Below are 23,769 nucleotides of genomic sequence, written 5' to 3'. Positions count from 1 at the left end.
CCGCTCCGGTTCTCGGTAGCCATCATTTTCGGCTCGGCCTGACCTGAATAGCAACACGCCTAGGCGTCGGCGCTCGAAGGCGACTCAGCCCAGTTCGGCCCAGAGCGGCAAATGATCGGAGCCGACGGCTTCCCGGACGGACCACAGGCGCTGCAGCGACTTGGCCAACGAGGCGCTGGTGAAGACATAGTCGATGCATTTGTGGCGGCTTTTGTCGCCAGGGCGGTCGGGGTCGACCCAGGTGACGAGGTCGGCGACGGCCAGGCGCTGGGCGACGTCGACGGCGAGATCGGCGGTCAGCGGCATGCCGAACTCATGGTCCGGCCGGCCGGCGAGTTCGATATATTCCGGCGAGCCCGGCAGCATGTTGAAGTCGCCCATGACGATGAAGGCTTCCGGATAGGGCAGGTCCGGCAGGCCGATCTCGGGAATGCCCGACAGGCCGCCGCCTTCCAGCGCATAGTTCAAGAGGCGCTGGCGCAGGAAACGGATCTGGCCCTGGCGCTCGACCGGGCTGCGGTGGTCGAGATGGGTGGAATAGAAACGGATGAAGCCGAGCGGCGTCTCGATCAGCGCCTCGAGCGCGCCGCGCTGGAAGTTCATGGTCTCGAGGCTGCGGCTGCGCGGCAAAAGGAGATTGCGCGACAGATGGATGGGCGTCTTCGACAGCACCATGTTGCCGAGCTGGAAGGACGTCGAGACGGCGCGGCCGTTCTCCAGGCGCGAGCCGATATTGACCTCGAAATTGCTGCCATAGGCGGCAAAATAATCGGGCAGCGCCTCGCCGATCTCGGCCACCATGTCGCGATCGCCGTTGCGCGGATTGTTGCGGGTCACCTCCTGCAGCGCGATCACGTCGGCACCGCGTACCGCATCGGCGATGCGGCCAAGGTCGTATTTGCCGTCGAGGCCGATGCCGAACTGGATGTTGTAGGTGACGACCTTCATTCGAGCATTTCCCCAACCCTGGCTCGCGAACAGTGCTACTGCGTCCTTTGCAAAAGAGCATCAGGCGCTTTAGTCGCAAAACAGCCTCGCCCTTCGTCCCGCCTTGGTTTAGAGCAATCCCGCAAGGCCACCAGCAGAAACTTGAAACGCAGATGAAATTCCTCGACCAGGCAAAGGTTTACATCCGCTCCGGCGATGGCGGCGCCGGATCGGTGTCGTTCCGGCGTGAAAAATTCATCGAGTTCGGCGGACCGGACGGTGGCGACGGCGGCCGCGGCGGCGATGTCTGGATGGAAGCGGTCGACGGGCTGAACACGCTGATCGACTATCGCTACCAGCAGCATTTCAAGGCCAAGACCGGCATGCACGGCATGGGCCGCAATATGACGGGCGCCAAGGGCGCCGACGTGACGCTGAAAGTGCCGGCGGGCACGCAGGTCTTTGCGGAGGACAATGAAACGCTGATCTGCGACCTGACGATCGTCGGCCAGCGCTTCCTGCTCGCCAAGGGCGGCAATGGCGGCTTCGGCAACCAGCATTTCAAGACCTCGACCAATCAGGCGCCACGGCGCGCCAATCCCGGCTTGCCCGGAGAGGAGCTGAGCATCTGGCTGCGGCTCAAGCTGATTGCCGACGCCGGCCTGGTGGGCATGCCCAATGCCGGCAAATCGACCTTCCTTGCCGCCGTCACCGCCGCCAAGCCGAAGATCGCCGACTATCCATTCACCACGCTCTATCCCGGCCTCGGCGTCGCCCGCATCGACGGCCGCGAATTCGTGCTGGCGGATATTCCCGGGTTGATCGAGGGCGCGCATGAAGGGGTCGGCATCGGCGACCGTTTCCTCGGCCATGTCGAGCGCACGCGCGTATTGCTTCACCTGGTCTCGGCGCAGGAGGAAAATCCCGGCAAGGCCTACAAGACCGTGCGTGCGGAGCTCGATGCCTATGGCCATGGGCTGACCGACAAGGTCGAGATCGTCGCGCTCAGCCAGATCGATATCCTCGACGCGGATCAGCGCAAGAAGAAGGCCGCCTCGCTGAAGCGCGCCGCCGGCCGCGCGCCGCTGCTTGTCTCGGCCGTCACCGGCGAAGGCGTCGAGGCGGTGCTGCGCGCGCTGATGGCGGTGGTCGCGGAAGCGCGCGATGCCGTTCCGGCTCCTGTCGACACGCGCTGGCGATAAGACCCATGAAATCGCTGAAATCATACCGGCGCATCACCGTGAAAATCGGGTCGGCGCTGCTCGTCGACCGCGCGACCGGCCTGAAGCGCGACTGGCTGACCTCGCTTGCCGACGACATTGCGGCGCTTGCCAATACCGGCGCGGAAGTGCTTGTCGTATCCTCAGGAGCCATTGCGCTTGGCCGCACCATTCTCGGCCTCGGCAAACGCGCGTTGAAGCTCGAGGAGAGTCAGGCCGCCGCCGCGGTCGGCCAGATCGCGCTTGCCGGCGCCTGGTCGGACGCGCTCGGCAAGGACGGGCTGAAGTCGGGCCAGATCCTCTTGACGCTTGGCGACACTGAAGAACGCCGCCGCTACCTCAACGCGCGCGCGACGATCTCGACCCTGCTCAAGATGAAGGCGGTGCCGGTCATCAACGAGAACGACACGGTGGCGACGTCGGAAATCCGCTACGGCGACAACGACCGGCTGGCGGCCCGAGTGGCGACGATGATGGGCGCCGATCTCTTGGTGCTGCTTTCCGATATCGACGGGCTCTACACGGCGCCGCCGGCTAAGGATCCGCAAGCAAAATTCATCCCCGTGGTCGACCGCATCACGCCGGACATCGAGGCGATGGCGGGCGTGGCCGCATCCGAGCTATCGCGCGGCGGCATGCGCACGAAACTCGACGCCGGCAAGATCGCCAACGCCGCCGGCACCGCCATGATCATCACTTCGGGCACCAGGCTGTCGCCGCTGATGGCGATCGAGCGCGGCGAGCGCGCGACCTTCTTCAAGCCGAGCGCCAATCCGGTGAAGGGTTACAAGACCTGGATCGCCGGGCAGCTCGAGCCGGCAGGCCGGCTCACGGTCGATGCGGGCGCCATCGGCGCGCTCAAATCGGGTAAGTCGCTGCTGCCGGCGGGCGTTAAACTGGTCAGCGGCAATTTCTCGCGCGGCGACACGGTGGCGATCCTGTCGCCCGAGGGCCGCGAGATCGCGCGCGGCCTTGTTGCCTATGATGCCGCCGATGCCGTAAGGATCGCGGGCTTGAAGACGGCCGAGATCGAAAACGTGCTCGGCTACGAGGCGCGCTCGGCGATGATCCATCGCGACGATCTTGTGGTAAGCCTTGCCGGCGACCAAGTATTGGCCGACGACTAGAGCATCGGCCGACGACCAAGCGGAGGGATGAACCATGCTGAAGCTGCATGAAAAATCCGGCGAAGACACCGTGGCGCTGATGGCCGATATCGGCCGCCGCGCCCGCGCCGCCGTGCGACCGTTGGCCATCGCTTCCACCAAGGCCAAGAATGCCGCGCTCGTCGCCATGGCCGATGCCATCCTGCGCAACGAGCAGGTGATCCTCGACGCCAACGCCATCGACATGTCGAATGGCGAGCAGGCCGGGCTGTCGGGCTCCTTCATGGACCGCCTGAAGCTCACCCCCTCGCGCATCGAGGCGATGGCCGACGGCATAAGCGAGATCGCCGCGCTCAAGGATCCGGTCGGCGACATCATCGCCGAATGGGATCGGCCGAATGGCCTTCACATCGAGCGCGTGCGCACGCCGCTCGGCGTCATCGGCGTCATTTACGAAAGCCGCCCCAACGTGACGGCGGACGCCGGCGCGCTTTGCCTCAAGGCGGGCAATCCGGTGATCCTGCGCGGCGGCTCGGATTCGAACAATTCGTCGTCGGCGATCCATGCCTGCATGGTCGAAGGGCTGAAGGCCGCCGGCCTGCCGCAGGATGCCATCCAGTTGGTGCCGACCACCGACCGCGCCGCCGTCGGCGAGATGCTCAAAGGCTTGAGCGGCAATCTCGACGTCATCATCCCACGCGGCGGCAAAAGCCTGGTCGGACGCGTGCAGAACGAGGCGCGGGTGCCGGTCTTCGCGCATCTGGAAGGCATCTGCCATCTTTATATCGACCGCTCGGCCAAGCTCGACATGGCGGTGAAGATCGCCGTCAACGCCAAGATGCGGCGCACCGGCGTCTGCGGCGCCGCCGAGACCTTGCTGGTCGACCGCGCGGTGGCCTCCACGCATCTGGTGCCGATCCTCGAAGCGCTGCGCGCCGCCGGCTGCGAAATCCACGCCGATGCCGAGGTAATGAAAGCCTTTGCCGACGCCAGCCCGGCGACCGATGCGGACTGGGTGACGGAATATCTCGACGCCATCATCGCGGTGAAGCTGGTCGACGATGTCGCCGGCGGGATCGAGCATATCGAGACCTTCTCGTCGCACCACACCGAGGCGATCGTCGCCGAGGATGCGCAGGCGGTCGAGAAATTCTTCAACGAGATCGACTCGGCGATCCTTCTGCACAACGCCTCGACGCAGTTCGCCGATGGTGGCGAGTTCGGCATGGGCGCCGAGATCGGCATCGCCACCGGCAAGATGCACGCGCGCGGGCCGGTCGGCGTCGAGCAGCTCACCTCATTCAAATACCGCGTGCGCGGGTCTGGACAGGTGAGGCCTTGACGCTTGCCGCTAGAGCTTGAGCCTTTGCGCCAAGGCCCCCCCCTCTGGCCTGCCGGCCATCTCCCCCTCAAGTGGGGAGATTGGCAGCTTCGGCGCCGGCACTCGGCTTGCAACGCCGGCGATTGGCGAAAGCATAGGCAACATCTGATCTCCCCCCTTGAGGGGGAGATGGCCGGCAGGCCAGAGAGGGGGGCCTAGCACCATGCTTTCGTCCCTTCAGCCCATCGTCCCCGCCCGCTACCTCCGCATGCCGCACGCCGCCAAGGGGCTGACCGTCGGTCTGTTCGGCGGTTCGTTCAACCCGCCGCATGCCGGTCACGCGCTGGTCGCCGAGATCGCGCTGAGAAGGCTCGCGCTCGACCAGCTGTGGTGGATGGTGACGCCCGGCAATCCGCTGAAGAGCGCGCGGGAACTGGCGCCGCTCGCCGAGCGCATCGAGCTGTCCGAAAAGATCGCCAGGAACCCGAGGATCAAGGTCACCGCCTTCGAGGCGGCGCAGCACGTGCGCTACACCGCCGACACGCTTGCGCTGGTCAAGGCGCGCAACCCGGGCGTCGATTTCGTCTGGATCATGGGCGCGGATAGCTTGCGCGACTTCCACCGCTGGCAGCGCTGGCGCGAGATCGTGCTGACTTTCCCGATCGCGGTCATCGATCGCCCGGGCGCCACGCTCTCCTTCCTGTCGTCGGTGGTCGCCAAGACCTTCGACTATGCCCGCGTCGACGAGGGCGACGCGCCGCTGCTTGCCCGCATGCCGGCGCCGGCCTGGACTTTCATCCACGGCCCGCGCTCCTTGCTGTCCTCCACCGCGATCCGCAAGGCGGCAAGGGGGTAAGCGCCCTCCTTCTCGCGCAGGGGGAGAAGGTAAGTCCGGCCATGTCGCTTTTGCGGCGGCTTTTTGCCTGTTCGTAGGCCAAGCTTGCGTGGACATGCTGAAGCAGAATCAATCCGCGAACGATCCCAGCCGCGCCGCGCGATCGGCGCCACTGATCGCCATTGCCAGCGTCATCGTGTCGATGGCGCTGATCGCGATCGGCAACGGGCTGATGTTCGCCTATATCCCGGTGCGGCTCGGCGCCGACGCTTTCGACCCGACCTGGGCAGGGCTGATCGTCACCGGGCTTTCGGCCGGCGGGCTTGCCGGCTGCATCCTGACCGGGCCGCTCGTCAAGCGAGTGGGCCACGCCCGCGCCTTCATGGTGCTTTCGGCGCTGATCGCGCTTTCCAATGCCGCGATCGGCGCCGGGCCGATCCCGTTGCTCTGGATCGCGGCCCGGGCGCTCTACGGCTTCGCCATTTGCGGGCTGTTCATCGTCGCCCAGAGCTGGCTGAACGACGCCTTGCCGAATTCGATCCGCGGCCGGATCATGGCGGTGTTCTACGTCGCCTATATTGGCGGATTGGGCGTTGGCTATGCGACGCTCGCCGCGATCGACATCCATACAGCCGCCGCCGCGCTGATCGGCATCACCTTCACCGCGCTTTCCATCCTGCCGGTCGGCATGACGCGGCTTGCCCAGCCGCCGGCGCCGCAGGCCGCGTCGGTGGCGCTTCGCCGCGCCTGGCGGATCTCGCCGGTCGGCGTCGCCGGCATGCTGGCGGTCGGCGGCCTGTCGATGATCGTTTCCGGTTTTGCGCCGATCCATGCCACCGCCAAGGGCTACAGCCAGGCCGACGTGGCGCTGCTGTTGTCGGCGATGCCGGTCGGCACGCTGATCCTGCAGATCCCGCTCGGCTGGATTTCCGACCGCACCGACCGTCGCTACGTGCTGGCGGGCGCGGCGGCGCTCGCGACCGTCGCCAGCGTGCTCGCCATTGTCTTCGACGGCGGCGCGCTGATGGCGCTGGTGGTGATCTATCTCATCTGGGATGGGGCGTCGGAATCGATCTACGCGCTCTCCAGCGCGCATGCCGCCGATCGCGCCGGCAAAGACGAGCTTCTGGCGCTGTCGAGCTCGATGCTGTTTGCCTGGTCGCTGGCCGGCTTCATCGTGCCGGGCATCGTGACGGCGCTTTCCGCCGTCTTCGGCACCGCGACCTTCATCTATGTCGGCATCGTCATCGCATCGGCCTTCTGCCTGTTCGTGCTGTGGCGCGTGATGGCCGGCCGGCCGACGCCCGCGGCCACAAGCGGCAGTTTCGCGCCGATGTCGGCGCAGACGCCCTTGCCGGTGGAGCTTGCCTTCGCGCCGGACGAACAGCAGCGACACGTCAAAGATTGACAAGCTGCGCATCTTCGCGACTTTTTGGCCCAAATTCGAGCAAGATCAGAGATGTCGAAGAGCTATAATCCCGCAGCGGTGTGGAAGCCTTTTGGCGCGTTCTCCATGGTGAAAATCCATGAGGGCGGGCAACTCGTTCACCTAAAAGGCCAAGTTTCGCTTGACCGTGAAGGGCAGATTGTCGGGAAGGGCGATATGCGGGCTCAGGTCCGGCAAACCCTCGAAAACATCAAGGCCGTGCTCGCGGCCATCGGTGGGGAGATGGCCGATATCGTATCGCTGGCCCAGTATACGACCGATATAGAGCGGTTCATGGCGTCGGGAGACATCCGCAAGGAGTTCTTTTCAGAGTCCTATCCCGTAACGACAACCGTCGAGATCGTGCGACTTTATCATCCGGACTTGCAGATCGAAATCACGGCAATAGCCGAGATACCTCGAAATCGGTTCAGAATGCCGGCAGATTGAAAATCGCTGTTGCGAGGCTACTGCTTGCGCGCCTCCGGCGCTGGCATTTCCGGCGGCGGCAGCGGGATCGAGATGCCTTCGCTGTCGAAAGCCTGCTTGGCGCGCTTGGTCATGTCGGTCTGGGTCGAGAAATAGTCGGCGGCCGACGTCCAGTAGCGCAAGGTGAGCGAAACGGTGGTGTCGCCGAGATTTGCCACGAAGGCGATCGGCGCCGGTTCGCGCCGGATGCGCTTTTCGGCGCCGGCGATGGCAAGCAGCGTCTTTTGCGCGCGGTCGATGTCGTTCCAGGAGCCGATGCTCAAGCTCACGTCGGTGCGGCGCACCCCGTTGCGGGTGAAATTGCGCACCGGCTGGTTCCACAGCGTCGAGTTGGGCGCCAGCACATAGACGCCGTCGACGGAGCGCAGCTTGGTGGCGAAGAGGCCGATCTCCTCGATGGTGCCGGCAATCGAGCCGACCTCGACATATTCGCCGATGCGGAAGGGCCGGAGCGCCAGAAGCATGATGCCGGCGGCGATGTTCTGCAGCGTGCCTTGCAGAGCCAGCCCGATGGCCAGGCCGATTGCGCCTATTGCCGCGATGATGGAGGCGGTCTGCACCCCGAACTGGCCGAGCACCATGATGGTGACCAGGATCAGGATGGCGTAGCGGACGATCTTGGAGAAGAAATGACGCAAGGTCGCGTCGAAGCCGTGGATATGGCCGAGGCCGGCGGAGATCGAGCGCTCGGCGACACCAGCGACGAAATAGCCGACAACGAGCAGGATTATGGCGCCGATGGCCGAGAAGGAATAGGAAACGATCAGCGTGCTCAGCTGCGCAAGCCCGGCCTGGATGGTGATGAGGGCGCTTTGCGGGTCGGTTGGCATGGATGAAGTCCCCATTGGTCAGTGAGCCGATAACCTGTGCAAAGCGCAAAGGGTTCCGTTTTTTCGGGACGACGGAGCCTGCCAAGCAGAGCCGCGTTGGCGCGGGCAGGGCGCGCCCGTCTTGAAACTGCAATGGAACTCTGCCTATCTATGTGGTGTCACCTTTTGCATGGTGATTTGGTTGTTCTTGTTGGGAAAGGAAACACACTGAGAACAGCACTGCGGAAGAAGGCTGACATCATGCCTTCGCCGGCAGGGATCAGCGGAAACGACGCCGCGTCCCTCGCCATCGACACAGTCCTTGCCAGTCTGGAAGACTCCAAGGCCGAAAACATCGTCTCAATCGACATCCAGGGAAAATCGAGCCTCGGCGACTACATGGTCATCGCCTCGGGCCGATCGCACCGTCATGTCTCGGCTGTCGCCGATCACCTCCTCAAGGCGCTGAAGGATGCCGGCCTTGGCACGGCGCGCGTCGAGGGGCTGGCCGGCGCCGACTGGGTCCTGATCGATTCGGGCGACATCATCGTCCATGTCTTCCGCCCCGAAGTCCGCGAATTCTACAATCTGGAAAAGATGTGGCAGGCGCCGGATCTCGAGGAAGAGACCTTGCACTGAGCCTTGATCCGTGTGCCGTGAACCGTCACGGTACGCGTTAGGACAAGCTCGCCGGGGCGAGGATGAAGATCACCGTTCATGCCGTGGGCCGGATGAAGACCGGCCCCGAGAGAGAACTCGCCGACCGCTATTTCGAGCGCTTTTCAAAGAGCGGGCCCGCGGTCGGGCTGGAATTTGCCGGCATTGTCGAGGTTCCCGAGAGCCGCGGACAGAGCGCCGACGAGCGCCGCCGCGAGGAAGCCCAGAGGCTGCAGGCCCAGTTGCAGCCGGGCACTGTTCTCATCCTGCTCGACGAACGCGGCAAGTCGCTCTCCTCGGAGGACCTGGCCGCCCGCATCGGCCAGTTGCGCGACGGCGGCCGCAAGGCGCTCGTCGTGGCCATCGGCGGCGCCGACGGCCATGACAGATCCTTGCGCGAGCAGGCGGACCTGGTGCTGTCGTTCGGCGCGCTGACCTGGCCGCACCAGCTGGTGCGCGTGATGCTGGGCGAGCAGCTCTACCGGATCGCCACGATCCTTTCCGGTCATCCGTATCATCGATCGTGAATAATGGCATCGGCCGAAAAGCTGGGGATTGCCGGCCTGCGCCGCGATTTCCGCCTCAATCGCGCGGCAACCGGGTTATTGGGCGCTTCCAACATGGTTGATGGTTCGTTAACGAAGCGGCGGATACAGTCGAGGCCTGATGTCTGAAGGCTGGAATTCCAGAACGCGCGCTTGGCGCAGCCGCTGCGGTTTGACCCTTGTCGCCGCCGTGGTCACGTTCGGGCCGGTCCGGGCGGCCGAAAATTCGATCGACCTTGCGCCCGATCCGGATCAGAGCCGGGCCGAATACGAGCAGGTTTCCAAGGAGATCACCTTGTCGTCGGAGCGGCTGGGCAAGCTCGCCGCCGACATCGCCTCGGTGCGGAAGGACTATGCCTCGATCACCGCGGCGCTCATCCAGTCGGCGATGACGGAGCAGAAGCTCGGCCAGGATATCGAGGATATCGGCGCCAAGCTCGAAGGGCTGAAGGCCGAGCAAGGAAAACTGCGCGCCTCGCTCATGGCGCGGCGCGACGTGCTGGCCGAGGTGTTGGGCGCCCTTCAGCGCATGGGGCTCAATCCGCCGCCGGCGATCCTGGTCAAGCCCGAAGATGCGCTGTCGTCGGTACGCAGCGCCATCCTGCTCGGCGCCGTGGTGCCGGAATTGCGCCAGCAGACCGACAGGCTGATGGCCGACCTCAAGGAGCAGACCCGCGTCACGGCCTCGATCGAGGCAGAACGGGCGAGACTCACCACCGCCGTCACCGACCAGACGGCCGAGAAGAAGCGGCTCACCATGCTGCTCGAAGCCAAGAAGAAGCTGCAGGCCGATACCCAAACGGCGATGGCGGCCGAACAGCAGCATTCGCAGCAGCTGGCGGCGAAGGCGAGCAGCCTCAAGGACCTGATCGCCTCGCTCGAAGCCGACAAGGCGCGCAAGGGGCAGGACCAGGTCAAGGCGGGCGAGCGGAAATCGACGGACAATGACACCACGGCCTCGACCACCGAGCTCGCCGCGCTGCCGGTACCGGAGGCCAATCGCCTCACCGGATCGGCGCCGTTCTCGGCATTGCAAGGCCAGATCGCGCTGCCTGTCATCGGCAAGATCAAACTGCGTTTCGGCGCCGACGACGGCAATGGCGAGGCGATGCAGGGCGACATGGTTGCGACACAATCGGGAGCCATCGTCACCGCGCCGGCGGATGGAAACGTGCTTTATGCGGGGCCGTTTCGCTCCTATGGTCAACTCTTGATCCTCAATGCGGGCGACGGTTATCATGTCGTCCTGGCGGGGATGAGCAGAATCAGCGTCGCGACCGGACAGTCGGTGCTCGCAGGAGAGCCGATCGGCGCGATGGGAGAGGCCCGGGTGGCAAGCACCTCGGCCTCGCGAAATGGAAATGCGGCGCTGGAACTCTATGTCGAGTTCCGCAAGGATGGAAAACCCGTCGATCCGGCCCCATGGTGGGCGGACCGATTTTCTGGAAGGACGTGAAATGATGCGGAAACTGTCGCTTCTGTTTGCCGGCGCGCTGATGGGCGCATCGGCAATGAGCCTGGTCTACGGCGCACCGGGTTCGGCGGCGAACGCTGCGGGTTCGGAAACCTACAAGCAGCTGGCCATCTTCGGCGACATCTTCGAGCGCGTGCGCGCCAATTACGTGACGCCGCCGGACGACAAGTCGCTCGTCGAGAACGCCATCAACGGCATGCTGGCCTCGCTCGACCCGCACTCCTCCTACATGAACGCCGAGCAGGCGCAGGACATGCGCGTGCAGACCAAGGGTGAGTTCGGCGGCCTCGGCATCGAGGTCACCATGGAGAACGACCTCGTCAAGGTCATCACGCCGATCGACGACACGCCGGCCGCCAAGGCGGGTGTGCTGTCGGGCGACTACATCGCCAAGATCGACGGCGAAGAGGTGCGCGGCCTCACGCTCAACGACGCGGTCGAGAAGATGCGCGGACCGGTCAACACGCCGATCAAGCTCACCATCCTGCGCCAGGGCGCCGACAAGCCGATCGAAATCACGGTGGTGCGCGACGTCATCAAGGTCAAGGCGGTGAAGTACCGGGTCGAGAACGACATCGGCTACATGAAGATCACCTCCTTCACCGAGAAGACCTATGACGATCTCGAGAACGCCATCGAGAACATCAAGAAGCAGGTGCCGAACGACAAGCTGAAGGGCTATGTGCTCGACCTGCGCCTCAATCCGGGCGGTCTGCTCGACCAGGCGGTCAGCGTGTCGGATGCCTTCCTCAAGCGCGGCGAGATCGTGTCGACCCGCGGCCGCGATCCGAAGGACGTCACCCGCTTCGACGCCAAGCCGAAGCAGGTCGACGACATCAACGGCAAGCCGATGATCGTGCTGGTCAATGGCGGCTCGGCGAGCGCCTCGGAAATCGTCGCCGGCGCGCTGCAGGACCTGCGCCGCGTCACGGTGGTCGGCACCCAGTCCTTCGGCAAGGGCTCGGTGCAGACCATCATCCCGCTCGGCGAGAATGGCGCGCTGCGGCTCACCACGGCGCTCTATTACACGCCGTCGGGCAAGTCGATCCAGGGCAAGGGCATCACGCCCGACATCAAGGTCGACCAGCCGCTGCCGCCGGATCTGCAGGGCCGCGACCTGACCCGCGGCGAATCCGATCTCAAGGGCCACATCAAGGGCGCCGACGAGAGCTCCACCGGTTCGGGCTCGGCTGCCTATGTGCCGCCGGATCCGAAGGACGACCTGCAGCTGATCTATGCCGAGCAGCTTCTGCGCGGCGAAAAGACCGATCCGTCGTTCCCACCGAACCCGGACAAGGCCGTGCTGAACCAGTAATGCGGTCCGGCTCTGGCCGGTTACGCGAAGCAATGCAATGCTGCCGGGGCCGCGAGGTTCCGGCAGTTTGATTCGGGGACCGCGGTTGGGGCGCCACGCGTCTGGGGTATCGCGCCAGCGATTGCGAAGTTTACGCGAGATGTCACGAAAAAGTGACCCTGGCGGGCTTCCGGGGAAATACGACTTGGCTGAGATCGGCAAGGACATCGAACGCCCGCTCGGACAGACGCTCCGGCCTCAGCGCAAGGCCTCGCGCGGCATCGGCTCCGGCACGCTCGTCGCTGTGCTGGCCGTGCTTGGCGTGATCGGCGTTTCCGGCGCTATAGCGCTGCGTGAAAAGCCGTTCCGCAAGCCGGAAGAAGTGGCTGTTTCGACGCCGAAGGTCACCGCTGCGCCTGCCCCTGCGGCGGCAGCGGCGCCCGCGCCGGCTCCGGTAGCCGCGACGACGCCACAAGCCAGCACGCCGATGAAGAGCGGCGGCCCGCAGATCATCCATGTCCAGACCGAGGAGGGCGACGGGCCGCCGAAGGCGGCGATCGTGATTCGCGATCCGTCGACGCTCGGCCAGAACCTCAAGGTCGCCCATATCCCGGACAGGGCGCTGATCGAGGCCAGCGACACCGGTCCGCTGCCGATGCGCTCCGCCGACGGCAGGCGGCCTTTCGACGTCTATGCGCGGCCTTGGTCGGGCGCGCGCGGGGCACGGGTGGCGATCGTCATCGGCGGACTCGCCGTCTCGCAGACCGGCACGCAAGCCGCGATCGCCAAGCTGCCGGCAGAAGTGACGCTGGCTTTCGCGCCGCAAGGCAACAGCATCGGCCGCTGGATGCAGGCGGCAAAGCAGAGCGGGCATGAGATCGTCATGCAGGTGCCGCTCGAGCCGTTCGACTATCCGAACGTCAATCCCGGCCGCAACACGCTGACGGTGTCGGCCAGCCCGGACGAGAACCTGAAGAGCCTGCACTGGGCGCTGTCGCGCACGACCAACTATACCGGGGTCATGAACTATATGGGCGCGCGCTTCTCGACCGACGCCTCGGCGATGGAACCGTTCATGGCCGAGCTCGGCAAGCGGGGGCTCGCCTATATCGACGACGGATCGTCCGCCCGCAGCGTTGCGCCTGACCTTGCGCTCAAGGACGGCGTGCCGTTCGTCGCCGGCGACATGGCGATCGATGCCGTGCAGGACCGCGGCGAAATCCTCAAGAAGCTGGACAGCCTGGAAGCCACGGCGCGGGCCAAGGGCTCCGCCGTCGGCATCGGTTCGGCCTTCGATATCACCGTCGACACGGTGACGTCCTGGATTGCCGAAGCGAAGAAGCGCGGCATCGAGATCGTGCCGATCTCGGCGGTGGCGATCGATCCGCAAAAAGGCTAACCCTACCCGCCTCGCCGAAGTCAATTCTCAAAGACGGCTGGAACGCTGACCCATGGCCAAGAAGATCGATCCTGAAACGCTGCCTTACCGTCCGTGCGTCGGACTGATGATCCTCAACGGAGCAGGCCTGGTCTGGGTCGGGCACCGCATCGCCGAACCGGACAGCGAGTTCGCCGGCACGACGCAACTCTGGCAGATGCCGCAAGGCGGCATCGACAAGGGCGAAGAGCCGATCGAGGCCGCGGGCCGCGAGCTCTATGAGGAAACCGGCATGCGCAGCGTGTCGCTGCTGGCCGAGGCGCCGCGCTGGATCAATTACGACCTGCCGGAGCATCTGGTCGGCGTCGCCTTCAAGGGCCGCTATCGCGGCCAGACGCAGAAATGGTTCGCCTATCGCTTCGAGGGCGACGAAAGCGAGATCGAGATCAATCCGCCGCCCGGCGGCCACACCGCCGAATTCGACGAATGGGCCTGGCGGCCGATGCGGGATCTGCCGGAGCTGATCGTGCCGTTCAAGCGCAAGGTCTACGAGCAGGTCGTCGCAGCATTCCAGCATCTCGTCCGCTGAGCGGTCATCCGCCCCGGTTGTCGCGCCGGCGCTGCGGCCGTATTGATTGCCGATGCAATGAGCGGGGGTCGCCATGAACGACGACACCGGACGCGGGTTTCCGGCACATGATGCAAGCAGCGGTTCGACGGTGAGCGAGGCGGCCGCCGGCGCGATCCTGACGATCGACCTCGGGGCCATCCGGGAAAACTACCGCCGGCTAAAGGTGCGACTCGACGGCGTTCGCTGCGCCGGCGTGCTCAAGGCCGACGGCTACGGGCTTGGCGCCGCGCAAGTGGCATCGGCGCTGGCGAAGGAGGGCTGCGACATCTTTTTCGTCGCGCTGCTCGGCGAGGGTATCGCGCTGCGCAAGGCGATCGGGCCCGGGCCCGACATCTTCGTGCTGAACGGGCTGCCTCCGGGTTCTGCACCGGAAGCCGCGGCGGCTCGGCTTTGGCCGGTCATCAACAGCGCCATGCAACTGAAGGCCTGGCGCGAGATCGCGCGAGGCATGGGCCAAAGCCTTGCCGCCGCGATCCAGGTCGACAGCGGCATGGCCCGGCTCGGCATGGCGCCGGCGGAAATCGAGGCGGTCGTGGGCGAGGCCGGCGCTTTCGACGGCGTCGACATCCGTTTCGTGATGAGCCATCTCGCCCGCGCCGACGAGCCGCAACAGGCGGCGAACGAGAAGCAGCGACGCGAATTCGAATTGCTGCGCAAGATGCTGCCCGCGGCGCCCGCCTCCCTGGCCAACTCGTCCGGCATCTTTCTCGGACCGGCCTACCACTACGACCTTGCCCGTCCGGGAGCCGCGCTCTACGGCGTCAACCCCACACCCAACGCACCCAACCCGATGCTGCCGGTGATAGGGCTGCAAGCCAAGGTGGCGCAGACGCGGCAGGTCGGCGCGGGCGCGGGCATCGGCTATGGCCACACCCATCAAGCCGAGGGGCCGCTCAGGCTGGCGACCATTTCGCTGGGCTATGGCGACGGCTGGCACCGGCGCGCCGCTTCGGCCGCCTGGTTCGAGGGCGTGCGGTTGCCGTTCATCGGGCGCGTGTCGATGGACTCGATCGTCCTCGACATTTCGGCGCTTCCGGCCGGCCGGCTCAGGGAAGGTGAGCTCGTCGAGCTCATCGGTCCCTCGCAAAGCGTCGACGACGCGGCCGGCCACGCCGGCACCATCGGCTACGAGATATTGACCAGCCTGGGTGCACGCTTTTACCGCCGTTACATTGGTTCCTGAAGCGGGGGCTTGCTTGACAAGCCGGGACTTCTCGGCAAGGTTCTGCGCATGAGCAATCTCGCTTATACCAAAACCTGCTTCAGGGTTTGCCCCATCGCGGGAGCGTAGCCCCGGCGTGGCCGCCAATGCCGGCGGCCGCGTGAACAGGGGCGTTTGAATTCCAGACAATTTCATCGAGCCGGTGGCCTTTGCGGTCCGGCTTTGTTCGCCGCCCTCGACGTGGCGGCTTGCGCGCATTCGCTTCGCCGATGCGCCAGCATATGAGGTATGCCATGCCCACAGCAACGCAATCGCGTTCCACCATCCTTGTCAGCGCGGCGGATCACGAGCGGCTGAGCAGTCTCGCCAGGGCCTTTCTCAACCGTACGCCCGATATGGCCGAGGACCTGCTTGCCGAGATGGACCGCGCCCGGGTCGCCACCGAGGCGGCAATGCCCGCCGACGTGGTGCGGATGGGCTCGACGGTGACACTTCAGGATCCGGAAGGAAGCCTTCAGACGGTGACGCTGGTCTATCCGGCGGAGGCCGACATCGCCGAAAGACGCATATCGGTGCTGACGCCGCTTGGAACGGCGCTGATCGGCGCGCGCGCCGGCCGCAGGGTCTCCTGGCGCAGCCGCGACAGTCGGGTACTATCGGCTACGATCGACGCCGTCGAACAGACGCGGAGGACGGCATGACCAGGACCGTCTACCGCCTGACGGCCAAGGACTTCGCGGTGATCGAGGCGATGCTGATGCGCCGCCGCGCGTCTGCCGATCCGATCGCGCCGATGCTCGAACGCAAGCTCGCCGAAAGCCGCGTCATTGCGACGGGAACCGTCGAGCCCGACCTTGCCACGCTCAACAGCCGGGTGACTTTCCGTGTCGGCGGCGGTCCATCGCAAACGCGGACGCTGGTGCAGGCCGAAGCATCAGCTCCCGTCGGCTCCAGCCTGCCGGTCGCCACGTGGCGCGGCCTTTGCCTGCTTGGCATGAAAGCGGGCCAATCGGCGCTGGCCGAGCGGCCCGACGGCCCTGCCGAGGAGGTCCTTCTCGAGGATGTGGCCTATCAGCCGGAGGCCGCGCGGCGAGCGGCGCGGGATCGCGCCGCCGAGCGACCTCACCACGGCCTCAGGCTGGTCCACAGCGCATCCGCCGGTGACTGGCCCCTTGGCGGGCGCGGCAAAATCCGGCAGACAGAAGGGGACGATCCGGGCCCTTCCGCGGCATGATCGGCTTTGAGGGAGCATAGAATGAAAGTCATCGTGCTGGGCGGCGGCGTGATCGGGGTCACCACTGCCTTCTTCCTCGCCGAGGCCGGTCATGAAGTGACCGTCTACGATCGCCAGCCGGGGCCGGCGCTCGAAACCAGCTTCGCCAATGCCGGCGAAGTATCGCCGGGCTATGCCTCGCCCTGGGCCGGGCCCGGCATCCCGGTCAAAGCCGTCAAATGGCTGTTGATGAAATACGGACCGCTTGTCGTGCGGCCGGCCTTCGACCCGAATATGTGGACGTGGCTCCTCAAGATGCTGCGCAACTGCACGGCCGAGCGCTACGCGCTCAACAAGTCGCGCATGGTGCCGCTTGCCGAATACAGCCGCGACACGCTGAAGGCGCTGCGCGAGGCGACGGGCATCACTTACGACGAACGGAGCAAAGGCACGCTGCAGCTCTTCCGCAAGCAGAAGCAGCTCGACGGCACCGGCGGCGACGTCGAGGTGCTCAAGAAATATGATGTGCCTTACGAGATCCTCGACCGCGACGGCTGTGTCGCGGCCGAGCCGGCCCTTGCGGCGGTGCGCGAGAAGTTCGTCGGGGGCCTCAGGCTTCCGGGCGACGAGACCGGCGACTGCAAGATGTTCACCGACAAGCTCGCGGAACTCTGCGTAGCGCGCGGCGTGACCTTCGAATACGGCTCGACCATCCGGCGCATCGTCAGGAACCGCAATCGCCTCACCAATGTGCTGACCGATCGCGGATGGAGATCCGCGGACGCCTTCGTGATGGCGATGGGCAGCTATTCGGCGCAGTTCATGCGCTCGCTGGGGCGCCCAATTCCGGTCTATCCGGTCAAGGGCTATTCGATCACCGTGCCGATCAGCAATGCCGAGGCAGCACCGGTGTCGACCGTCATGGACGAGACCTACAAGGTGGCGATCACCAGGCTCGGCGACCGCATCCGCGTCGGCGGCACGGCGGAGATTTCGGGCTATGATCTTCGCCTGCAGGAATCGCGCCGCCGCACGCTCGAACACTCGGTCGGCGATCTCTTTCCCGGCGGTGGCGACCTCAAGGCGGCGAGCTTCTGGTGCGGCTTGCGACCGATGACGCCGGACGGACCGCCCTTGATCGGGCAAAGCGAGGTCGCCAACCTCTATCTCAACACCGGGCACGGCACGCTCGGCTGGACCATGGCCTGCGGCTCGGCCAAGGTGCTTGCCGACATCATGTCGAACCGGGTGCCTGAGATCAACGCGCGCGACCTCAGCCCGGAGCGGTATCTGAAGCCCATCTAAGGCGCGCCGATATTCAGATGATGCCGGCCCTGTCGAGTGGTGGTGTTCAAAACGCTTCCCTGACCCAGGTGTCGCTGAACAGCAGCCGGTAGGCCCAGCCGATGGTGACATTGGTGGCGACCGGGCGCGAATGGGCGAGGTAGTCTTCATAGACCGGCTTCATGCGGCGGTAGAAAGCCGGATCGAGCACGACCATGCCGTTTTCCGAGTCATGGAAGAAGCTGCGGTTGTTGAGGTTGACCGAGGAGATGGCGACCAGCCTTTCGTCGATCATCATGATCTTGGAATGCAGCACGACATCCGACGCCTTGAACTCGCGGATGTCGATGCGGTCGCCATATTTCTCGACGAACAGCTTGTTGAGCGCGGTGAGGAATCGCCCGCCGATGTCGCCCTTGAGGTCGATACGGCCGACGACGTCGATCTTCACGCCCCTGGCCAGCGCCCGGTCGAAGGCCCGGGCGATATCCGGCGTCAGGTTGAGATAGGGATTGACGATCTCGATGCGATGCTCGGCGGTGTCGATTAGTTCGACGAAATAGGCCTCCAGCGCGTGCCCGTCCTCGTAGGGAACGGAAATGAAATGCCGCGCCACGCCGCGCGGGCTTCCACCGGGAACCGGAATGGAAAACGGCCGCGACAGGTTGGTGTCGGCGTCGCGCAGCCAGATTGTCGACAGATGCGCGGCCAGCGTCTCGACGGTCGCCGGGTCGGCGATCTCGATGTCGAAGTCGCTCCAGTTGGAATAGTAATTCAGCGAGAAGCCGTCGGTCTTGCCGTATTGCTCCAGGTCCGGATAGCGGGTCAGGTCGACGGGCTTGTGGAACAGGAAGCCGTCATGGATGTTGCGCCCGCCGATGATGACGCGCGAGCGACCGGGCTCTTCGGCCAGCGTCGCCAGCATCTTGATATGGTGAACCTTGTGCAGCTGCGAGATCTGCTCGTCGAACGGCGCGCCGTGGTCCGCCTGCCAGCGATATTCCTGTAATTGGACGTTGGGGAACTCAGCCGCCAGCCGGTGCAGCAGCGCGTCGTCCTTCTCACGCTCCAGCACGTCGGTCACCAGGATGCGCACCTTGGTTCCAAGTGCTGCGTGATGGCGGATCAGCCGCTCCATGATGCGGCCGGAGAAATCCGCCTTGAACTCCAGCGACGACAGATAGATCAGCCGGAGTTTCGGCGCGCTTGAGAAATCGAGCGGCAGTTCGGGGTCGGCCTTGTCGATGGCGCTGTCGGGCAGCGTCCGGCCGAGCAGGGCCTCGACCTTGGCGTTGAAGCCGTCGCGCGATTTGCGCAGCAGCATCGGCGACCCCAGCGCCAGCGCGCAGGTCTGCGACAGCCAGCGGCTGGCATAAAAGACGCGGTCGAGTTCCTCCATCCCCGCCGGGTCGGGCACCGGGCAGCGGTCGTAGCGGCTGTCGAGCCCCGCGATCCAGGGATCGGCGGTCTCCTCGCGCAGCAAGGTCAGCGGCGCGCCGGCCGGCGCCAGGGTGGAGCCGACGCGTAGATCGCAGCGGGTCAGCGCCTGGTCCGGAAACAGGCTGACGGAGGTTTCGGCGACGGGCAGGCTTAGATGGAATGGAGAGGCCGCTGCGACGGTGATGGATCGCCCCGACGCGCGGATCGCGAGCGGGCCGTTGCAGGTGCCGCCGATGTCGACTTGCAGGTGCCCCGCCTGGCGCAGCACGATCTCGACCGAGCGCGCCTGCAGGCCAGAGAAGCTGAAGGTCTTGGGCGCCGAGGGCCGCGCGGCGGCATCGAGATAGAGCGTCTGGCGCGACATGCGCCAACGGCCGGTGAACCGGCCTTCGCCCGGCTTGCCTCGCGTCGGCGCCAACTCGGTGTCGTCGAGCGGTTTGGCGAGCCGTTGCAGCGTCGGATAGGTCGTGTGGAAGCCACTGTTTTGGACATCTCGCCAGTCGCGGCCGAAACGGCCGGTGCCATTGGCGCGGTCGAGCGCATCGAGGCGGCTTTGGGCGAGCAGCGCCTGGAACTGCTTGTCATAGGCGCTGTTGCCGTCGCCTGCGAAGTAGTGGGCTCCGGCTATCTCGGCGCCGCTGCTGTCCGCCGAGACCGGCAGGCGGCCGCAGGCGCCGTCGCCCGGAAAGAAGGCGCAGGCCGAATGCCCAGGCATGCCGGCGCAACTGGCAAGCGCTGCCAGCGCCAGTCCAAGCAACGCCCTGGTTATGGCCGACCCGAGCCTCATCCAGTCGCCCCATTCATGGCCTTGAGCTGGGCCGGATCGCGCGGCGGCAGGAAGCCTTGCGGAAAGATCCTGCAGACCGGAAACGCGAAGGTGGCGATCAGCAATTCTGCCTCGTTTCGCATTTTGCGCGGCGCCGTCCGGTCGTCGCGGATATTCCTCGCGGAGGCGACGAGCGCGCCGTCGCAGTCGCAATGATTGTGCCGGGCAATGTAGCAGGCGTCGTGGACCTGGCAGGCGGCGTCGAGACGGTCGACCGGCTTTGCCGACAGATCGCCGGTGCGCGTGCCCGGGCCGCAATAATTGCCGATGACGAAAGGCGAGGGGCGCGCCATGACGTAGCGGATCGGCTTCGGCAGCTCCGCTTCCGGAACGTTGGTCCAGGGGTTGGCGCAGTCCGACAGAAAGATCAGCGGCAAAATGGCAAGTACGGCTCGCATTTCTCCGCCGGCGTTCCGAAGATTGTCCCCCTTGCGCCCGGTCATGACATGGCCAGGCGCGCTGGTGCCACAGTCGCTGAATTTGTGGCGGAGGCAAGGCGGCAACGACCAACTGGCTGTGATAGGATCGGCCGCGGCGAGGGGACTTTGGGATGCGTGTTTTTCTTGTTGCGGCGGCGGCCTCATATCTGACCTGCACCCCGGTGGCGTTTGCCGCGGACAAGACCGTTCACGACAAGGAGCACGGCTTTTCGCTGACCTATCCCGAGGAATGGACGAGCGAAACCACCTTTGGCAATACCATGCGGCTCAAGGTCAAATCCGGCGAAGAAGGCCTAACCTGCAGGGTGTCGCAAAATCTCTACGACCCGACCGCCCTGGACAATCCGCCCGATCCCAGGGCATTCATCGAGAAGGACTGGTCGGCGGAAAACTGGCAGACCATGATCGGCGTCGCTTATCAGTCGGCCGGCTTCAGCCAGGACCGGCTGGCGCATTTTCCGGACGGCTATCCGGTGCGGGTCGCCGACATGGATTTCCACTACGCCGACGACAATGTCAGCTTCTATGGCCATTCCCGCATCGCGCTGACGCTGCGCAGCTCGCATTACGGCTTCGTCGATTGCGGGGTCACGGGCGACAGCGCCGACGAGGCTGCGCGCAAATGGGCGCCGCTTGCGGACGAAGCTGGGAAAGTGGTGAGTTCGTTCGTGCTCGACGCGGATTAGACAAAAAGACCGCGCTCGCGTTCCACCACTTTGGTGATGAAATTGGCGACGAGCTGGACGCGGCGCAGCGGCCTCACCGATTCATGATAGACCAGCCAGTAGGCGCGGCGGATGGGCGCGACGATGTCGACGGACACAAGCTCCGGCATCGAACGGGCGACGAAAGTGTGCAGGATGCCGATGCCGGCGCCGGAGCGCACCGCCTCGGCCTGGCCGAGCGCCGAGGAGATGGCGAAGCTGGTGCGCCATTCGGGGCTGAACTCGGCGGCATAGTCGAGCGACGGGCTGACGATGAGGTCCGGCACATAGCCGATCAGCGTGTGCCGGCCGAGTTCGGCCGGCACTTTCGGCAGGCCGTTGGCCTCGGCATAGGCGCGGGAGGCGAAGAGGCCCAGCGTATAGTCGACCAGCTTGCCCGCCACCAGCCGGCCTTCGGTCGGCCGCTCGACGGTGATCGCGATATCGGCCTCGCGCCTGGACAGCGAGAAGGAGCGCGGCACCGGCACCAGCTGGATGGTGAGCTCACGATGCAGCGCGGTCAGTTCGCCCAGCCGCTTGGCCAGGAAGGCGACGCCAAATCCATCGGGCGCGCCGATGCGCACGGTTCCCGAAACATCGTCGCCCTCGCCGGCAATCGTCGAGCGCGCGGCGATCATGTCGCCTTCCATGCGCTCGGCTATGTCGAGGAAGCGCTCGCCGGCCGGCGTCAGCTCGCTGCCGGTGGTCAGGCGGCGGAAGAGTTTTGTGCGAAGCGCCTCTTCAAGCGCGGCGATGCGGCGCGAGACGGTGGCGTGGTTGAGCTCAAGGCGTTTCGCCGCACCGAGGATCTGGCCGGCGCGGGCGACTGCAAGGAAGATGCGGACGTCATCCCAGTTCATAGGAAATCCCCGACGACAGCGCACCTGTCATTTGCGACAATTAATGCACACTCCATTGTCGTTGTCTATTTTCCGCACAACGGTTGCGTTTTGGCTCGCGTTGCCATCGCCGCCGCAAAGGCGGACAATGCATCATCACCAAACAAGGGAGAGAAGGCATGATCGAATACGGTCATTTCATCGGCGGCAAGCGTGTCGCCGGCACCAGCGGCCGCAAGCAGGATGTGATGCAGCCGATGGACGGCACCGTGCGCGGCACGGTGGCGCTTGCCTCGCAGGCGGAACTGCGCGCCGCGGTCGAGAACGCCAAGGCGGCGCAGCCGAAATGGGCCGCCACCAACCCGCAGCGCCGCGTGCGCGTGCTGATGAAATTCCTCGAGCTGGTCGCCCGCGACTATGACGAATTGGCCGACATACTGGCGCGCGAGCACGGCAAGACGATCGCCGACGCGCGCGGCGATATCCAGCGCGGCCTCGAAGTGGTGGAGGTCTGCATCGGCGCCCCGCACATGATGAAGGGCGAGTTCACCGACGGCGCCGGTCCCGGCATCGACGTCTATTCGATGCGCCAGCCGCTCGGCGTCGTCGCCGGCATCACGCCGTTCAACTTCCCGGCCATGATCCCGCTGTGGAAGATCGCGCCGGCCATCGCCTGCGGCAACGCCTTCATCCTGAAGCCGTCGGAGCGCGATCCGGGCGTGCCGATCCGTATCGCCGAACTGTTCATCGAGGCCGGCCTGCCGGCCGGCATCCTCAACGTCGTCAACGGCGACAAGGAAGTGGTCGACGCCATCCTCGACGATCCGGACATCAAGGCGATCGGCTTTGTCGGCTCGACACCGATCGCGCACTACATCTATTCGCGCGGCACCGCGGCCGGCAAGCGCGTGCAGTGCTTCGGCGGCGCCAAGAACCACATGATCATCATGCCCGACGCCGACATGGACCAGACGGTCGATGCGCTGATCGGCGCCGGCTACGGCTCGGCCGGCGAGCGCTGCATGGCGATCTCGGTGGCGGTGCCTGTCGGCAACGACACCGCCAACCGGCTGATGGAGAAGCTGGTGCCGCGCGTGGAAAGCCTGAAGGTCGGTCCGTCGACCGATTCGGCGGCCGATTTTGGCCCGCTGGTGACGGCACAGGCGCTGGAGCGCGTGAAGGGCTATGTCGATATCGGCGTCAAGGAGGGCGCCAAGCTCGTCGTCGACGGCCGCGGCTTCAAGATGCAGGGCTATGAGAACGGATACTATATGGGCGGCTGCCTGTTCGACAACGTGACGGCCGACATGCGCATCTACAAGGAAGAAATCTTCGGGCCGGTGCTGTCGGTGGTGCGCGCGCCGCGCTACGAGGATGCCATCAAGCTCGCCAACGACCACGAGATGGGCAACGGCGTCGCCATCTTCACCCGCGACGGCGATGCCGCGCGCGACTTCGCCAGCCGCGTTCAGGTTGGCATGGTCGGCGTCAACGTGCCGATCCCGGTTCCGATCGCCTATTACACCTTCGGCGGCTGGAAGGCATCGTCCTTCGGCGACCTCAACCAGCACGGTCCGGACGCGTTCCGCTTCTACACCAAGACCAAGACGGTCACGTCGCGCTGGCCGTCCGGGATCAAGGACGGTGCGGAATTCGTCATTCCGACGATGAACTAAGGCCTGTTGATATTCATCTGGAGCTTATGATGGCGGCGGCGAGATGGACGAAGGCGGAGAAGCTCTGGTCGGT

General features: G+C 65.4%; 24 protein-coding genes. 19 read left to right on the top strand and 5 right to left on the bottom strand.

Features of this window, described 5'->3' with window-relative positions; all coding sequences use genetic code 11:
• Window positions 1-84: 84 nt before the first annotated feature.
• A complete protein-coding gene (locus FJ424_RS30170) occupies window positions 85-948 on the bottom strand; it encodes an endonuclease/exonuclease/phosphatase family protein (RefSeq protein WP_140659738.1) in 864 nt (287 codons plus the stop codon).
• A gap of 152 nt (window positions 949-1,100) precedes the next feature.
• On the opposite strand from FJ424_RS30170, the gene obgE reads away from it, so the two are divergent.
• The 6 genes from obgE to FJ424_RS30135 all read left to right on the top strand — a co-directional run bounded on the left by obgE (window position 1,101) and on the right by FJ424_RS30135 (window position 7,285).
• Window positions 1,101-2,129, top strand: coding sequence for a GTPase ObgE (gene obgE / locus FJ424_RS30165; RefSeq protein WP_140659737.1), 1,029 nt, complete (start codon window positions 1,101-1,103; stop codon window positions 2,127-2,129).
• Between the two features lie 5 nt (window positions 2,130-2,134).
• A complete protein-coding gene (proB, locus tag FJ424_RS30160; RefSeq protein ID WP_140659736.1) occupies window positions 2,135-3,274 on the top strand; it encodes a glutamate 5-kinase in 1,140 nt (379 codons plus the stop codon).
• Window positions 3,275-3,308: 34 nt separating this feature from the next.
• Window positions 3,309-4,595, top strand: coding sequence for a glutamate-5-semialdehyde dehydrogenase (locus tag FJ424_RS30155; protein WP_140659735.1), 1,287 nt, complete (start codon window positions 3,309-3,311; stop codon window positions 4,593-4,595).
• 247 nt (window positions 4,596-4,842) lie between these two features.
• Window positions 4,843-5,430, top strand: a complete 588-nt coding sequence (locus FJ424_RS30145; RefSeq protein WP_140659741.1) for a nicotinate-nucleotide adenylyltransferase — start codon at window positions 4,843-4,845, stop codon at window positions 5,428-5,430.
• Window positions 5,431-5,524: 94 nt separating this feature from the next.
• On the top strand, window positions 5,525-6,817 hold the full coding sequence (locus FJ424_RS30140; RefSeq protein ID WP_140659740.1) for an MFS transporter: 1,293 nt from the start codon (window positions 5,525-5,527) through the stop codon (window positions 6,815-6,817).
• A gap of 51 nt (window positions 6,818-6,868) precedes the next feature.
• Window positions 6,869-7,285 carry a RidA family protein gene (locus FJ424_RS30135; protein WP_140646521.1) on the top strand — a complete coding sequence of 139 codons (417 nt, stop codon included), beginning with the start codon at window positions 6,869-6,871 and terminating at the stop codon, window positions 7,283-7,285.
• A 17-nt stretch (window positions 7,286-7,302) separates the two neighbouring features.
• Here FJ424_RS30135 and FJ424_RS30130 read toward each other — a convergent pair whose 3' ends face one another.
• Window positions 7,303-8,154, bottom strand: a complete 852-nt coding sequence (locus FJ424_RS30130) for a mechanosensitive ion channel domain-containing protein (protein WP_140659733.1) — start codon at window positions 8,152-8,154, stop codon at window positions 7,303-7,305.
• Window positions 8,155-8,394: 240 nt separating this feature from the next.
• On the opposite strand from FJ424_RS30130, the gene rsfS reads away from it, so the two are divergent.
• The 11 genes from rsfS (at window position 8,395) to FJ424_RS30080 (ending at window position 17,792) form a co-directional block, all read left to right on the top strand.
• Window positions 8,395-8,772, top strand: a complete 378-nt coding sequence (gene rsfS / locus FJ424_RS30125; protein ID WP_140646523.1) for a ribosome silencing factor — start codon at window positions 8,395-8,397, stop codon at window positions 8,770-8,772.
• A gap of 62 nt (window positions 8,773-8,834) precedes the next feature.
• Complete coding sequence (gene rlmH, locus FJ424_RS30120) at window positions 8,835-9,317, top strand: 23S rRNA (pseudouridine(1915)-N(3))-methyltransferase RlmH (protein WP_140659732.1); 483 nt, start codon at window positions 8,835-8,837, stop codon at window positions 9,315-9,317.
• Between the two features lie 3 nt (window positions 9,318-9,320).
• Window positions 9,321-9,464, top strand: coding sequence for a hypothetical protein (locus FJ424_RS33745; RefSeq protein ID WP_181182253.1), 144 nt, complete (start codon window positions 9,321-9,323; stop codon window positions 9,462-9,464).
• A complete protein-coding gene (locus FJ424_RS30115; protein WP_140659731.1) occupies window positions 9,457-10,791 on the top strand; it encodes a murein hydrolase activator EnvC in 1,335 nt (444 codons plus the stop codon). Before FJ424_RS33745 ends, FJ424_RS30115 begins: the two co-directional genes overlap by 8 nt.
• Before the next feature lies 1 nt (window position 10,792).
• Window positions 10,793-12,124 carry a S41 family peptidase gene (locus FJ424_RS30110; protein WP_181166921.1) on the top strand — a complete coding sequence of 444 codons (1,332 nt, stop codon included), beginning with the start codon at window positions 10,793-10,795 and terminating at the stop codon, window positions 12,122-12,124.
• A gap of 184 nt (window positions 12,125-12,308) precedes the next feature.
• Window positions 12,309-13,502 carry a divergent polysaccharide deacetylase family protein gene (locus FJ424_RS30105; RefSeq protein ID WP_140659730.1) on the top strand — a complete coding sequence of 398 codons (1,194 nt, stop codon included), beginning with the start codon at window positions 12,309-12,311 and terminating at the stop codon, window positions 13,500-13,502.
• 52 nt (window positions 13,503-13,554) lie between these two features.
• A complete protein-coding gene (locus FJ424_RS30100; RefSeq protein ID WP_140659729.1) occupies window positions 13,555-14,070 on the top strand; it encodes an RNA pyrophosphohydrolase in 516 nt (171 codons plus the stop codon).
• 73 nt (window positions 14,071-14,143) lie between these two features.
• The gene (alr, locus tag FJ424_RS30095) at window positions 14,144-15,295 is read left to right on the top strand and encodes an alanine racemase (RefSeq protein WP_140659728.1); all 1,152 of its coding nucleotides are present in this window, start codon (window positions 14,144-14,146) and stop codon (window positions 15,293-15,295) included.
• Between the two features lie 272 nt (window positions 15,296-15,567).
• Complete coding sequence (rnk, locus tag FJ424_RS30090; protein WP_246674343.1) at window positions 15,568-15,975, top strand: nucleoside diphosphate kinase regulator; 408 nt, start codon at window positions 15,568-15,570, stop codon at window positions 15,973-15,975.
• On the top strand, window positions 15,972-16,508 hold the full coding sequence (locus FJ424_RS30085) for a nucleoside-diphosphate kinase (protein WP_140659726.1): 537 nt from the start codon (window positions 15,972-15,974) through the stop codon (window positions 16,506-16,508). Before rnk ends, FJ424_RS30085 begins: the two co-directional genes overlap by 4 nt.
• 21 nt (window positions 16,509-16,529) lie before the next feature.
• On the top strand, window positions 16,530-17,792 hold the full coding sequence (locus FJ424_RS30080; protein ID WP_140659725.1) for a D-amino acid dehydrogenase: 1,263 nt from the start codon (window positions 16,530-16,532) through the stop codon (window positions 17,790-17,792).
• Between the two features lie 46 nt (window positions 17,793-17,838).
• Here the strand turns inward: FJ424_RS30080 and FJ424_RS30075 are convergent, their stop codons facing one another.
• Window positions 17,839-19,998 carry a phosphatidylserine/phosphatidylglycerophosphate/cardiolipin synthase family protein gene (locus tag FJ424_RS30075; RefSeq protein WP_140659724.1) on the bottom strand — a complete coding sequence of 720 codons (2,160 nt, stop codon included), beginning with the start codon at window positions 19,996-19,998 and terminating at the stop codon, window positions 17,839-17,841.
• Window positions 19,995-20,435: a hypothetical protein gene (locus FJ424_RS30070; protein ID WP_140659723.1), complete on the bottom strand. Its 441-nt coding sequence runs from the start codon at window positions 20,433-20,435 to the stop codon at window positions 19,995-19,997. The genes FJ424_RS30075 and FJ424_RS30070 overlap by 4 nt, the downstream gene beginning before the upstream one ends.
• A 152-nt stretch (window positions 20,436-20,587) precedes the next feature.
• Between FJ424_RS30070 and FJ424_RS30065 the strand changes: the two genes are divergently transcribed.
• Entirely contained in the window at window positions 20,588-21,163 is a 576-nt protein-coding gene (locus FJ424_RS30065) for a hypothetical protein (protein ID WP_140659722.1), read from the top strand.
• Here FJ424_RS30065 and FJ424_RS30060 read toward each other — a convergent pair.
• A complete protein-coding gene (locus FJ424_RS30060) occupies window positions 21,160-22,041 on the bottom strand; it encodes a LysR family transcriptional regulator (RefSeq protein ID WP_140659721.1) in 882 nt (293 codons plus the stop codon). The two genes, FJ424_RS30065 and FJ424_RS30060, sit on opposite strands and share 4 nt — an antisense overlap.
• Window positions 22,042-22,199: 158 nt before the next feature.
• Between FJ424_RS30060 and FJ424_RS30055 the strand changes: the two genes are divergently transcribed.
• Window positions 22,200-23,696 (top strand): CoA-acylating methylmalonate-semialdehyde dehydrogenase, encoded by a 1,497-nt coding sequence (locus FJ424_RS30055; protein WP_140659720.1) that lies wholly within the window; start codon window positions 22,200-22,202, stop codon window positions 23,694-23,696.
• The last annotated feature ends 73 nt before the right edge of the window (window positions 23,697-23,769 follow it).

This window comes from Mesorhizobium sp. B3-1-8 (genome assembly GCF_006439495.1).
In the GTDB taxonomy this organism is placed as follows: Bacteria; Pseudomonadota; Alphaproteobacteria; order Rhizobiales; family Rhizobiaceae; genus Mesorhizobium.
This window is presented reverse-complemented; position numbering and strand designations above follow the sequence as displayed.

Excerpts from the sequence above, each read along its gene's own strand:
- FJ424_RS30170 (WP_140659738.1), bottom strand. The coding sequence starts at position 948 with ATGAAGGTCGTCACCTACAACATCCAGTTCGGCATCGGCCTCGACGGC.
- obgE (WP_140659737.1), top strand. The coding sequence starts at position 1,101 with ATGAAATTCCTCGACCAGGCAAAGGTTTACATCCGCTCCGGCGATGGC.
- proB (WP_140659736.1), top strand. The coding sequence starts at position 2,135 with ATGAAATCGCTGAAATCATACCGGCGCATCACCGTGAAAATCGGGTCG.
- FJ424_RS30155 (WP_140659735.1), top strand. The coding sequence starts at position 3,309 with ATGCTGAAGCTGCATGAAAAATCCGGCGAAGACACCGTGGCGCTGATG.
- FJ424_RS30145 (WP_140659741.1), top strand. The coding sequence starts at position 4,843 with ATGCCGCACGCCGCCAAGGGGCTGACCGTCGGTCTGTTCGGCGGTTCG.
- FJ424_RS30140 (WP_140659740.1), top strand. The coding sequence starts at position 5,525 with ATGCTGAAGCAGAATCAATCCGCGAACGATCCCAGCCGCGCCGCGCGA.
- FJ424_RS30135 (WP_140646521.1), top strand. The coding sequence starts at position 6,869 with ATGTCGAAGAGCTATAATCCCGCAGCGGTGTGGAAGCCTTTTGGCGCG.
- FJ424_RS30130 (WP_140659733.1), bottom strand. The coding sequence starts at position 8,154 with ATGCCAACCGACCCGCAAAGCGCCCTCATCACCATCCAGGCCGGGCTT.
- rsfS (WP_140646523.1), top strand. The coding sequence starts at position 8,395 with ATGCCTTCGCCGGCAGGGATCAGCGGAAACGACGCCGCGTCCCTCGCC.
- rlmH (WP_140659732.1), top strand. The coding sequence starts at position 8,835 with ATGAAGATCACCGTTCATGCCGTGGGCCGGATGAAGACCGGCCCCGAG.
- FJ424_RS33745 (WP_181182253.1), top strand. The coding sequence starts at position 9,321 with ATGGCATCGGCCGAAAAGCTGGGGATTGCCGGCCTGCGCCGCGATTTC.
- FJ424_RS30115 (WP_140659731.1), top strand. The coding sequence starts at position 9,457 with ATGTCTGAAGGCTGGAATTCCAGAACGCGCGCTTGGCGCAGCCGCTGC.
- FJ424_RS30110 (WP_181166921.1), top strand. The coding sequence starts at position 10,793 with ATGATGCGGAAACTGTCGCTTCTGTTTGCCGGCGCGCTGATGGGCGCA.
- FJ424_RS30100 (WP_140659729.1), top strand. The coding sequence starts at position 13,555 with ATGGCCAAGAAGATCGATCCTGAAACGCTGCCTTACCGTCCGTGCGTC.
- alr (WP_140659728.1), top strand. The coding sequence starts at position 14,144 with ATGAACGACGACACCGGACGCGGGTTTCCGGCACATGATGCAAGCAGC.
- rnk (WP_246674343.1), top strand. The coding sequence starts at position 15,568 with ATGCCCACAGCAACGCAATCGCGTTCCACCATCCTTGTCAGCGCGGCG.
- FJ424_RS30085 (WP_140659726.1), top strand. The coding sequence starts at position 15,972 with ATGACCAGGACCGTCTACCGCCTGACGGCCAAGGACTTCGCGGTGATC.
- FJ424_RS30080 (WP_140659725.1), top strand. The coding sequence starts at position 16,530 with ATGAAAGTCATCGTGCTGGGCGGCGGCGTGATCGGGGTCACCACTGCC.
- FJ424_RS30075 (WP_140659724.1), bottom strand. The coding sequence starts at position 19,998 with ATGAGGCTCGGGTCGGCCATAACCAGGGCGTTGCTTGGACTGGCGCTG.
- FJ424_RS30070 (WP_140659723.1), bottom strand. The coding sequence starts at position 20,435 with ATGCGAGCCGTACTTGCCATTTTGCCGCTGATCTTTCTGTCGGACTGC.
- FJ424_RS30065 (WP_140659722.1), top strand. The coding sequence starts at position 20,588 with ATGCGTGTTTTTCTTGTTGCGGCGGCGGCCTCATATCTGACCTGCACC.
- FJ424_RS30060 (WP_140659721.1), bottom strand. The coding sequence starts at position 22,041 with ATGAACTGGGATGACGTCCGCATCTTCCTTGCAGTCGCCCGCGCCGGC.
- FJ424_RS30055 (WP_140659720.1), top strand. The coding sequence starts at position 22,200 with ATGATCGAATACGGTCATTTCATCGGCGGCAAGCGTGTCGCCGGCACC.